The following is an 11,849-nucleotide window of genomic DNA, read 5'->3' as shown; positions in this document are numbered from 1 at the left end:
CTTACGCTCTGTGGCGACAGGGCGAACCAAGAGGAACACGGTCGACGCGCCTTCACGAGAATGGCGGTGTGACGTTTCTGGCGAGCGATGCTGATGGCGGGAGCGTTCCGCAGCAAATTGCGGATACAATCCGCTTTCTGCAAACACACCGAGCTGAAATTTCGCAACTCACGTCAGCTGCCGGCGTCGAGGAGGCGTATTTCGATTTTGGTTGGGATTTTCCGTATCAGCAGAGCATTGGGCAATCAAATGATTTCCCGGTGGAGTTATTGAAGTTGTGTGCTGAGTGCGGGCTATCGATTTGCGTTTCTGTGTATGTGACTGGAAGCGACTACTTGAACAGCTAGTTGGTTGCGATGAACCTCTTGGGAAGGTACGAGGATGTGGACTGACCCTATCGTGGACGAAGTTCGTGCGGGGGCCAAGAAATGGTCTGAGCAATTTGCAGGCGACGTGCATGCCATGTTCGCTGAGTTGAGGCGTTTGGAGGAGCTATCAAGCGAGCAATCTGTTACCTTGCCGCCTCGTCGGCTGTCGTCCGACGCCGTTGTAGGCCAGCTTCCATCCACGTCTAATGTCGATAATCCGCAGCAGCTGAATTAAGGTTGAACTTCGCATGCCCACCAAACTAGCCATCCACGGCGCCGCCGGGCGCATGGGCCGTCGCGTTGTTGCGATCGCCAGCCAAGATTCCCAGATTGAAATCGTCGCCGCGCTCGAGTCGGCCGGTTGCCGATTGCTCGGTCAAGACGCCGGCGTTGTCGCCGGCGGCGAGAAGCTCGGCGTGCCGCTGTCGGTCGTCGGCGAAAGCGCGGCCGACGTCGTGATCGACTTCTCGGTCCCCGACGCCGGCATCGCGATCGTCGACCACTGCCTCAAGTTCAAGAAGCCGCTGGTGATCGCGACCACTGGCTTCGAAAGCGATCAAAAAGAATTCATCGCGAAGGCCGCGCAGCAAATCCCCATCGTCTTCGCGCCGAGCATGAGCACCGCGGTCAATCTCGTGATGAAGCTCACCGAAATCGCCGGCAAGGTGCTGAAGGATTATCCCTCGGGCGTCGACGTCGAGATCATCGAACGTCATCACCGCTTCAAGGAAGACGCCCCCAGCGGTACGGCGCTGAAGTTCGGTGAGATCGTCGCCGAGGCGATGGAGCTGACGCAGCACGTGCATGGCCGCGAAGGTCGCACCGGCAAGCGGACGCCCCAAGAAATTGGCTACCACGCCGTTCGCACCGGCGATAACCCAGGCGAGCATACGATCGTCTTCGGCATGCTCGGAGAAACGATCGAACTCCGCGTCGCCGCCAGCAACCGCGACTGCTACGCCCAGGGCGCAATCCTCGCCGCCAAGTGGCTCGTCGGCAAACCGGCCGGAATGTACGGGATGAAGGAAGTGCTGGGGCTGTAGGGTGTCAGTGGTCCGTTGCCAGTTGTCAGTTGCTGCTGTCGCTGCTTCGAGCCGCCTTCGCAACTGACCACGGACAACTGACAACGGACCAACCTCAAATGGCCAAATGCGACGAAGGCTACCTCTGCGACGTCTGCGGCCAGGACGTTCCTGAGCTCACCGACAGCGACATGTACCTGCGGTACGTCGTCGGCATGCTCGATCCCGAAGTTCTCCACACGACGCCCGAACGCCACATCCGCTGCAATCCGGTGCTCGCTCAATACATCGTCGCGCCCGACTTCGCACCGGTCGTCGTCGAGGGGCCGTTCGACAAGCGAACGCTCGATCCCGCGTACGTCGCCGAGCAAGAGGGGCTCGTCACCCGCGGTTGGCGGCGGCTCAATGAAGTGGCGAAAAGCGAAATCCCGATCATCCAGTATCCGCTGTCGGAAGTGCTAAACGAGATCGCGCGCCGCAGTGCGCACGTCTGATTTCGCAGCATCTTCCGTCGCGGTGGCTGCCTAAGTCGCGGCCCGCATGACGAGCGATCGTCGTCGCTGCTTGCTAGAATATGGCACGGGCGCCATGTCGTTTGCGGCGCCCTCTCTTCCTGGTCGCTCGAGCACGCTCGCTATGATCCGATCTCGCGTCTACATGGCATCCGCTGCGCTCATGGTCATCGTTCCGTTGACGGCATGCGGGCAATCTAGCCTAGCCGCCGCGCCAAGTTGGGCCCGCCCGCTCCGCGTCGATCTCGGCATGAACACCGGCCGCAACGACACCGGCACGCCGGGCTGGCAAGAGTGGCAAGTCGCCGACAGCGCCACAGCGACGCAAACGTTCGACGGCGTGACGGTGACGCTGCGCGCGGTGAGCAGCGACGGCAAGTCGCCGGCGGCGCTTCGCGGCGTTTGGAACAAGAAGGGGCTCGCCAAAGGCGCCACGATGGCGACCGACGGCGTGCAAGCCAGCGGCGCGAACGCAGCGGCAACGCTGGAGATCGCGATTGAAGGCTTGCCCGCCGGCCAGCACTCGCTGGTCACTTATCACAACTTGCTCGACGATGCGGCGAGCGATGCATACCGCATCACGGTCGACGGCGCAGCAGCGGAAAACTCCGACCAACAAACCGTTGAGCCTTCGCATCAAGCGGCCGACAACCTCTCTGCAGCGAGCGCCTGCATCCCGTTCACCGTCGGCGACCGCGGCGCCGCTCTGATTCGCATCGCCGCGGCCAACCCACACGCCGACGCGCAGGTGATCCTCAATGGTTTTGAAATCGGCGCCGTCGATCCCACGCGCAAGTGCCGCGCCCCCTCCCCTGCCGACGACGACGCCCACGTCGACGGGGACGACGGCCGGGTGCGCCTCGAATGGCGCCCCCCCGCCTCCGCGGTGAAGTACGAACTCTACTTCGCCGCCGGCGACTCCGCCGACGCGGCGTTCGAAACAATCGCCGCCGCCGTCAGCGGTTCGCCTGCGCATCTCGGCACGATCGACGGCAGCAGCATCGAGGTAAGCGTCGACCCGAACAAATCGCTCCTCCACTACGCCTGGCGGGTCGATGCCATCGACGCCGCCGGCCGCGTCACACCGGGCGACGTCTGGACGTTTCGCCCGCGACATCTCGCCTTCCCCGGCGCCGAGGGCTACGGTCGCTTCGCCATCGGCGGCCGCGGCGGCGCCGTTCTCAAGGTGACGAACCTCAACGACAGCGGCCCTGGCAGTTTTCGCGCCGCGGTCGAAGCCGACGGCCCGCGAACAATCATCTTCGACGTCGGCGGCAAGATCGTCCTGCAAAGTAAGCTGATCATCCGCAATCCGTATCTCACCATCGCTGGCCAAACGGCGCCCGGCAAAGGCATCTGCCTCGCCAACTACAACCTCGGCATGCTCGGCACGCACGACGCGATCATCCGCTACCTCCGCGTTCGCCCCGGCGACACGTCGGGACAAACGCTCGACGGCATGGGGATGGCCTCGACCGACCACTCGATCATCGACCACTGCTCGATCAGCTGGACGCAAGACGAAGCCTTCAGCTCGCGCGGCGCCCGCAACGTCACGCTGCAACGCACGCTCATTTCCGAGGCCCTCAACATCGCCGGCCACAAGAAGTACAAGAAGGGAACGCAGCACGGTTACGCCGCGAGCATCAGCGGCGACGTCGGCAGCTTCCACCACAACTTGCTCGCTCACTGCTCGGGGCGCAATTGGAGTCTGGCCGGCGGCCTCGATAAGGCGACGCGCCACGCCGGCCGACTCGATATCCGCAACAACGTCGTCTTCAACTGGGGCCATCGCACTACCGACGGCGGCGCCCGGCAAGTCAACTTCGTCAACAACTACTACAAGCCCGGCCCAGCCTCGGACGTCTTCCACGTGCTGATGGCCGAACGCGAAGCCGTCCCCGCCTTCGGCCCGCAAGAATATTTCGTTGCCGGTAACGTGATGGAAGGCCGCTACGACGCCGACGAGCCGCTGGCGGGCGTCTTCGAACGGGGCGGCGAGCCTCACGCCAACTTCATCGTCGAGAAGCCGTTTTTCGAATCCTTCGTCGCGACGCAAACCGCCGAGAAAGCGTTTGACGACGTTCTGAAGAATGTGGGCTGCAACATTCCAACGCTCGACGATCACGATCGCCGTGTGATCGATGAAGTCCGCGACGGCGTTGCCGCGTTCACCGGCAGCGTCAGCGGATTGAAGGGGCTTCCTGACTCGCAGAAAGACGTGGGCGGTTGGGAGGACTACCCCGAAGTCAATCGCGAAGCCGGTTGGGACAGCGACGACGACGGCATTCCCGATGCGTGGGAGGATGTCCACGGACTCAACCCCCGCTCGCCCGCGGGGGACCTGAGTGATGCGAACGGCGATCGCAATCACGACGGCTACACGAACCTGGAGGACTACCTGTCGAGCGTCGTCGCCGAGGCGAACGCCCGGCAACGCGCCGCCGCGAAGCTTACGGCGACCAACCGCGGCGTCGCGGAATTAGAATCCGTCCTCGCCCAGCAAGCAGACGCTGCGGATGAAACGTATCTGTTCACGTCTTTTCGAGAGAACGGCGCAGACGGCCTCCACTTCCTCACGAGCGAAGACGGCCTCAAGTGGGCAGAAAGCCCCGGAACCTTCCTTAAGCCAACGGTCGGCCAGCATCAACTGATGCGCGACCCCAGCCTCGCCCGCGGTCCCGACGGCACCTTCCACCTCGTCTGGACGACTGGTTGGAAAGACGACCAAGGCTTCGGCTACGCGAACTCCAAAGATCTCATTCATTGGAGCGAGCAGCAGTTTATCCCCGTGATGGAGCACGAGCCGACGACAGTCAACGTCTGGGCGCCCGAGTTGTTCTACGACGAGCCCAACGACCAATTCATTGTCTGCTGGGCGTCGACCATCCCCGGCCGGTTCTCCGACAACGGCGAACCGCACGACAACAATCAGCGGATGTACTGCACGACGACGCGCGACTTCAAAGAATTCTCCCCTGCGCAACTCTTCTGCGATCCCGGCTTCAGCGTGATCGACGCGACGATCGTCCGCGACGGCGACCGCTACGTCCTGGTACTCAAGAACAACACGCGTCAGGGCCACCAACTCTACGCGGCCGTCGGCGACACCCCGCTCGGCCCGTGGTGCGACGTGACTGGGCCGTTCACCGACCATTTCAGCGAAGGCCCCACGGCGCTGCGTCTCGGCGACGAGTGGCTCGTCTACTACGACGCCTATCGCAAGGAAATCTACGGCGCCGCACGGACGAAAGATTTCAAGACGTTCGTCGATGCGACCGGCGAGGTCTCGTTCCCCAAAGGGCACAAGCACGGCACGGTGCTAAAGGTTCCGCGCAGTATCGTCGAAACGCTGAAAGCTGCGGCGGTTCGAAAGACGCCGCGGTAAGTCATACCGACAGAGCCTTGCCCCCAAAAATTGTGGGAGGGGTCTCCGACCCCGAAGCGGCGTTGCAATACTTAACCGCGTGTGGTGGTGACCGGTATCGGCGTCGGAGACGCCTCCCACAAGAATTACTTTGGGAAATCCGCCGACACAACCTATTCATCCCGCCGAAAAATCCGCCGCAGATCGCACAAGAACCAAATAAAGATCGCAATCGACCCCGGCCCCAGCACCGCAACGCTCAACCACGTGACGATCTCAATCATCGCGGCGCCTCCTTCCCAAACCTGTTGCCCGCAATGAACCCCGCTAGCGACACCGGCAGTGCGCACAGCACCGCATAGTCTTGCCATATCTCTGCGCCTGCGATTCGCCAGACAAAGGTTTTTTCACCGTCGTCGAACTCGCCTCGCGCGTAAAGTAACGCATAAAACGCGATCAGCCCGATGAACCCGCCGATCGCGCCCCCCAGCCCCGCCGCCGGCTTCGGTCGGCTAAAAAACGCCCCCATCACCGGCACGAGCACCACCGACGCCATGATGCCCGACATAAACTGCCACGTATCGCGCATTCGCTCGAACAAGAGGCTAATCAGCGCCGAGGCGATCATCACCGCAAACACCCCGACGCGCGTCATCACGAGCAGTCGGCGGTCGGACGCCTGCGGGTTGAACAGCGGCCGGTAGACGTCGTACACGACGTTGCCGCTCGCCAGCAGCGAATAGCTGTCGATCATCGACATCGCCGCCGCCAGAATGCCGCCAATCATCAGTCCCCTCAGCCCAGTCGGCAGCATCTCCATGCAAATCGTCAGCAGCGCGGCCTTGCCTTCGAGATCGGCAGGCAGCATCCCTCGCTCCACCGCCGAACGAGCGATGATGCCGATCAGCGTCACCCCCCAATCGTAGGCAGCCCACAACACGATGCCGGTCAGCAGCGCTCGCTGCACGCTGCGAGTACCCGCCGCCGCAAACGTCCGCTGATAAAACGCCGGTTCGACGAGCACGGTGAGGCACGTCATCGTCCACGCGGCCAGCATCCAGCCGCTTTGGCCTCCGTGGTGAGAAAAGTGGTGAGCCGTCTCGTCCGCCGCTTTCATCTGTTCAACGAACGTCCAGCCCCCAATCCACTCGACGGCGAACGGAATCGCGATCGCCAGCGAGACGCACATCAGCACAAACTGCATCGTGTCGCTGATCGCATCGGCCCACAATCCGCCCAGCATCGTGTACGCCGCGCAAATCGCAATCGCCGCCAGCAATCCCCACACGATCGGAATGCCGAGAAATTGCATCAGCGTCATCATGCCCGCCATCGCGATGATCGGAGCCGAGTACAGGAAGCACGCAATCGCCCCCACCACCCGCGTTGGCTGGCCGTAATGTCGTTCCAGAATATCGGAAAGCGTCATCGCCCCTTCGTAGCGTCGTAGTCGCGGGGCGATGACAAGAGCCGCGAACGTGATGAACACGTAAAACGGCAAGCTAAACCAAAACCACGCCGCAACGCCGTAATAAAACCCCGATTCGCTCGTGCCGAACATCGCCTCGATGCCGTAGTACGAGCTTACCAGCGTGCAAATGAGCAGCGGCGTCGTGAGCGCCCCGCCGGCGAGAAAGTAATCTTTGAACGCCTTGATCCGCGAAGAAAGCACCGCCCCGAGCGCAAGCATTGCCGTGAGATACAACCCGATGATCACGTAGTCGAAGCGATCAAGCTGAGCGTGATCAAGCGCGGCGAGCGGCGGCAGCAAGACGGTGGGGGACACGGGCGGCGGAAATCGAGAAAGGTGAAGCGTTGGCGAGGTAGCCGCTCAGCAGCCTAACCTCAAACCGCTCACTGCCGATAGAGGGGCGGCCGTTGACGCGTTCGCCCTTAGCGCCGCACCTCGCACTCGGGAACAGCGACGCGAAAGCGTCCAATCGCCTCCTCGCTCACGGGCGAGCCATTGAGGTCGAGAACGCGAATCGTTCCCAAGCCGTCTGGCAGGCCGCCGTTAAACGCGGGCACGAAGGCGGCCAAATCCGCGTCGGCGACGGCGCCGCTTCTGAACCGCAGGACGCCGTCGGCGAGCGGGGCACGCGGCGACATCGCCGCCTTGCTCATCATCAGATTGCGCGCAGCGACGGCTCGCGAAACGCGACGAAACTCGCCAGCGCCATAAGCCAGGGCGATGCACAGCGGAACAACGACGAGCAGCAACGTGCGGAGGCTCCAACGGAACGTTCGCGCCGATTCGCGGTCAGACGGTGGATCGTGATCGGCCATACGTTAGGTACTCACGAGCAGCTGTTTTACTTCAGCTTAGCAACTACCAAATCAGCCACTCATTTTTTTGTTGAAATCGGCCACTGACATCTGTACTGTGTACGCATGACCATTGAGTCGAGGTTCGCCCGCGTACGTCGCCGGCAAAGCACTCGCGCTGCGCGCTTGTCACTGTTTTCGCTATGGGCGCAGTCGCAGCCATGGCTCGCAACGCGACGTGCAGTTTCAAAGACACGATGCAATGAAATGTAATCGCAACTCCAATACGTAAGGCGACTTACGAATTGTGTCGCCAAAAATGCATCAGGCGACACAATTCTGTCGCGACAAAATTGGCGCTGGCGCCACGGGACAGAAATGCCGCAGCGTTAAGAGGTTACGAATTCTGTCGCCATAAAGGCGTTTCGCGACAAAATTCGCTCGGCGACAAAACGCCGCCCGCGGGTCAGCTCACTTAGCAAACGCCTCGTACGCTTCGGCAACATTACCGACGACTTCATCGCCGCGATGAAGATAGATGCGATAGCGAAGATCGACCGATTCGCCGGCAGGAACGGTGAGCCCGCCTTTCTCGTTGGCGTCGCCAGAGTAGGCCGCCTTGCCAAACGGGTTCGCCGCGTGGAGCCCGTAGGGCCTAACGTGCCAGCGGGGCATGCCGTATTTCGATTTCGGATCGGCGAAGATCGCGATGCCAACCTGCTCGCCGTCGACCGGGCCTTGATAGTCGACCCACTCCGCTTCCTTGCCCCAAGTTGCTCCGTCAGTTTCCCCGTGACTGTTAACGATCCGGCCTCCTTGCTTCGCGTCGACCCGCATCGTGCTGCCGACGCGGACCGCAAACAGACCTTCCTTCGTATCGCCAATCGTCAACGGTCCGTCAGCCGACCACAGCCGAATCCGAAAGTCGATCCAGCGGGCGTCGCTTGTCGCGCCGAATTCCAACAACCGTTCATCGTGAGCGATCGCCTTACCGCTCGGGTCGAGCCAATCGTTGCGGGCGCCGACGACGGCGGCTTTATCGTTGCTGTCGAGCCGCACGAACTCGCGGTGAGCAACCGTCCCCGCGGGGTAAGGCCGCTTCACGCCCGGCTCCGGTTCATGCCAGAAATCAAATCCGTTAACTCCCTCGTACCCAAACCACGCGGACCGGTGATGAACATGATCAATCTCCTCGCCCGGCCCGCGGCCGCCGACGGGATAGCGACGCGTCACCGGAGCGCCCGTCGGCCCGTTAATCGGCCACAGCACAGGTCGCGTGCCCGAGCGTTTGAGGTAGCGGGCGAACACCTCGCCGTCGACGTAGACGGTCGCGCCGTCCGGTTCTTCGCTGACGGTGAGCTTCGGTTCAGCCGCGGAGCTTGCGGCGGCAAGGGCGCCAACGAAACAGAGCGCACTCAAGAGAGTCTTCGGAACAGGTTGAATCATGTTGCTCGATCATCAGAAGACTTGTTGACTGCTGCGGGCCATCTAGCGTTACTCCGGCTGCATCACATTGAGAAGCTGCAAGCTCTCGACATGCTCAATAATACTTGGCTCGGCAGCCGTTTCGAACCGGCAGTTCGCAATGACCACGTCCCGAATCGGCGATCGCGCCGTGCCCAGGAAGCAGAGCGGTCGGCCGCTCTTTTCCGACGTAATATGATCGAGATGCAGATTCCGCACGACCGGCGGATGCTCGCCCGTTTCGTCGAAATAGCGCAAGTCGATGTGAATCACTGCATCGCTCACCTCGCCGACGCGAATGTTGCGCACGAACAGATTCTCCAGAAACCCGCCGCGGAGCGAGTTCGATTTCAAGCGAATCGCCCGCTCCAGGTTCGGGCTGCTCATCTCACAATCCTCGACGTAGACGTTGCGAATGCCGCCGCTCATCTCGCTGCCAAGCGTCACGCCGCCGTGGCCGTCGCGCATCGTGCAGCCGCGGATAACGATGTTCTCACTCGGAACGTTCAGCCGTCGGCCGTCTGCGTTGCGGCCCGACTTGATCGCGATGCAATCGTCGCCCGTATTGAACTCGCAGTCCTCGATGAGAACGTTACGGCACGACTCGGGATTGCAGCCGTCGTTGTTCGGCCCATGGCTGTGGACGCTGACGCCGCGGATGATCACCGATTCGCACAGAACAGGGTGCACGATCCACATCGGCGAGTTGATGATCCGCACCCCGTCGATCAGCACGCGCCGGCAGCGGTAGAATTGCACGAAACTGGGACGCAAGTAATCGTCCGTGCCAAAGCGCCGCTCGGTCGGCGAGGTTCCGGCGTCGGCCAGTTTGCCCAGCCGCGCGACGGCGGCCGTCTGGTCGGGATCGCCCGGTTGCCAGCCATGGTCGACCTCGCCGCCCCATTTTCCCTTCCACGGCCACCACGCCTTCGGCCCCGCTTGGCCGTCGAGCGTCCCGGCGCCGGTAATCGCGACGTTTTCCTGGTCGATGGCGTAAACGAGCGGCGAGAAATTGACCAGCTCCGTCCCTTCAAACCGCGTGAACACGGCCGGCAGGTAATACCGCGGTTCCGGAGAGAACTTGAGCGTCGCGTCGCTCGCCAGGTGGAGATTGACGTTCGAGCGGAGATGGATCGGCCCGTTGACGAGCCATTCGCCTCGCGGCACGACGACGCGGCCGCCCCCCGCGGCGCTGCATTCGGCAATCGCTGCGTCGATCGCCGGCTTGCAGTCGGCAGCGCCTCCCTCGCGAGCGCCCCCTTCATGAGCGCCGTACTCGGCAATCGAGAAGTCTCGATTGGGGAATTCGGTAGTCCTGATCGCCTGGACGACCGCGGGCAACTCCTCCCAAGCCCCCTCCCTTCCCCACGCGGCGACGCGGCAGATCAAGACCGCAACGATACCGAGGCAGCTTGAGCGAGCGACTTGCATGGATCGACCTATTTCAGAGGTGATTGGCCCGAAAAGCGATCTTTCTGCATTGTGCTTGGGCGATCTGGTTGCAGTCCAGTCTCGCTCCTTGCAATAATAGGCGGAAAATCGCAGCTGGCAGCTGGGACTTCTCTTCTACTCTCTTCGACGCCGCCAATTTACTCGGCCGAGTCTCGTCATGAAACGCATACGCGAAATTGCCCTGGCATTCCCGCGCGGGGCGCACCAGGAAGTCTTCATCGAAGGCGTGCTCCGATATGCCCGCGATCAAGAGTGCGATTGGTCTTATATTACGGCGCCAGAGTCGCTGTCGCTGTCGGTGCTCGATCTCGTCGGCTGGCCAGGCGACGGCATCTTGGCGGCAATCAACACCGCGCAGGAAGCGGCGTGTGCTGCTTCGCTATCAATTCCGCTCGTCAACATTTCGAGTGCGCTCCAGCGATCGCCGGTGCCGCGGTCGATTGTCGACAATCACGCGATTGGTTCGCTTGCAGCGGATCATCTTGTCGGCAAAGGATTTCAAGCCTACGCCTTCTATGGGCTGAGCGACGTTCAGTATTCGAAGGACCGGCAGGCAGGTTTCGAGGAACGCATTACCGCTGCTGGATATCGCTGCGTCGAGTTTCTCTCGAAGCCAACGTTCGGGCTTGGCGGCAACCAATGGCTGATGCAATATCGCGTCCTCGCCGAATGGCTAGCCACGCTGCCGACGCCGTGCGGGTTGTTCGCCGTGTCGGACTACCGCGCTCGTCAAGCAATCGATGCCTGCCGGCAAGTCGGCCTGCAAGTGCCGGAGCAGATCGCCGTGATCGGCGTCGACAACGAGCAAATCATTTGCGAGCACTCGGCGCCGACGCTCTCCAGCGTTGCTCGCAACGACCAATTAGAAGGCTACCGTGCCGCGGCGATGCTCGACCGCTTGCTGAATGGCAAGAAAGTCTCGCTCGAAGAAGCGCCAATTCCGCCGCTGCAAGTCGTGGAGCGCGAATCAACGGCGACGTTCGCGGTCTCTGACTCACGCCTCCGCGACGCGCTCGCGTTCCTGCATCAGCATATCGAGAAGCCGATCACGATCGACCAAATCACCGAGCATGCCGGCGTCTCGCGGCGGTGGCTGGAATATGCGTTTCGCGACGTGCTTGGCGAAACGCCTTATCAGTATCTACGCCGCCAACGGCTCGCGATGGCGCGGCGACTGCTGGCGGAAGATCCGGCGGTGAAGGTCTACTCGATCGCCCAGCAAACGGGCTTCTCGTCGGCGAAACAGTTGGCGATCGCGTTCCAACAAGATTTCGGCATGAGCCCGCGCGAGTACCGCAAGTCGACGCTGTCGTAGTTCGATTGGCGAACTTGTTTGGATTGATGGACGGGATAACAGGATCGAGCGTATCGGCTGGCCTAGAGAAAACACTGGGCGTTA

The 11,849-nt window shown here is 61.9% G+C and carries 9 protein-coding genes; 5 read left to right on the top strand and 4 right to left on the bottom strand.

Features of this window, described 5'->3' with window-relative positions; genetic code table 11:
* The first annotated feature begins 68 nt into the window (after positions 1-68).
* The 4 genes from PLANPX_RS19470 to PLANPX_RS27810 all read left to right on the top strand — a co-directional run bounded on the left by PLANPX_RS19470 (position 69) and on the right by PLANPX_RS27810 (position 5,290).
* The gene (locus PLANPX_RS19470) at positions 69-347 is read left to right on the top strand and encodes a hypothetical protein (RefSeq protein ID WP_152100338.1); all 279 of its coding nucleotides are present in this window, start codon (positions 69-71) and stop codon (positions 345-347) included.
* Positions 348-616: 269 nt separating this feature from the next.
* A complete protein-coding gene (gene dapB, locus PLANPX_RS19465; RefSeq protein ID WP_152100337.1) occupies positions 617-1,411 on the top strand; it encodes a 4-hydroxy-tetrahydrodipicolinate reductase in 795 nt (264 codons plus the stop codon).
* Between the two features lie 98 nt (positions 1,412-1,509).
* Positions 1,510-1,884 (top strand): hypothetical protein, encoded by a 375-nt coding sequence (locus tag PLANPX_RS19460; protein WP_152100336.1) that lies wholly within the window; start codon positions 1,510-1,512, stop codon positions 1,882-1,884.
* Positions 1,885-2,026: 142 nt separating this feature from the next.
* Positions 2,027-5,290 carry a hypothetical protein gene (locus PLANPX_RS27810; RefSeq protein ID WP_198421770.1) on the top strand — a complete coding sequence of 1,088 codons (3,264 nt, stop codon included), beginning with the start codon at positions 2,027-2,029 and terminating at the stop codon, positions 5,288-5,290.
* Positions 5,291-5,549: 259 nt separating this feature from the next.
* Here PLANPX_RS27810 and PLANPX_RS19445 read toward each other — a convergent pair whose 3' ends face one another.
* From PLANPX_RS19445 to PLANPX_RS19430, 4 genes are all read right to left on the bottom strand, one after another.
* Complete coding sequence (locus tag PLANPX_RS19445) at positions 5,550-7,055, bottom strand: sodium:solute symporter family protein (RefSeq protein ID WP_152100335.1); 1,506 nt, start codon at positions 7,053-7,055, stop codon at positions 5,550-5,552.
* Between the two features lie 107 nt (positions 7,056-7,162).
* Positions 7,163-7,555: a hypothetical protein gene (locus PLANPX_RS19440; RefSeq protein WP_152100334.1), complete on the bottom strand. Its 393-nt coding sequence runs from the start codon at positions 7,553-7,555 to the stop codon at positions 7,163-7,165.
* 450 nt (positions 7,556-8,005) lie between these two features.
* The gene (locus PLANPX_RS19435; protein WP_152100333.1) at positions 8,006-8,980 is read right to left on the bottom strand and encodes a PmoA family protein; all 975 of its coding nucleotides are present in this window, start codon (positions 8,978-8,980) and stop codon (positions 8,006-8,008) included.
* 48 nt (positions 8,981-9,028) lie between these two features.
* On the bottom strand, positions 9,029-10,429 hold the full coding sequence (locus PLANPX_RS19430; protein WP_152100332.1) for a glycoside hydrolase family 28 protein: 1,401 nt from the start codon (positions 10,427-10,429) through the stop codon (positions 9,029-9,031).
* Between the two features lie 178 nt (positions 10,430-10,607).
* On the opposite strand from PLANPX_RS19430, the gene PLANPX_RS19425 reads away from it, so the two are divergent.
* Positions 10,608-11,765 carry a xylose operon transcription regulator XylR gene (locus PLANPX_RS19425; RefSeq protein WP_152100331.1) on the top strand — a complete coding sequence of 386 codons (1,158 nt, stop codon included), beginning with the start codon at positions 10,608-10,610 and terminating at the stop codon, positions 11,763-11,765.
* The last annotated feature ends 84 nt before the right edge of the window (positions 11,766-11,849 follow it).

This window comes from Lacipirellula parvula (genome assembly GCF_009177095.1).
GTDB classification, from domain to species: Bacteria; Planctomycetota; Planctomycetia; order Pirellulales; family Lacipirellulaceae; genus Lacipirellula; species Lacipirellula parvula.
The sequence above is the reverse complement of the archived record's forward strand: the minus strand, read 5'-3'. Positions and strand labels throughout refer to the sequence as shown.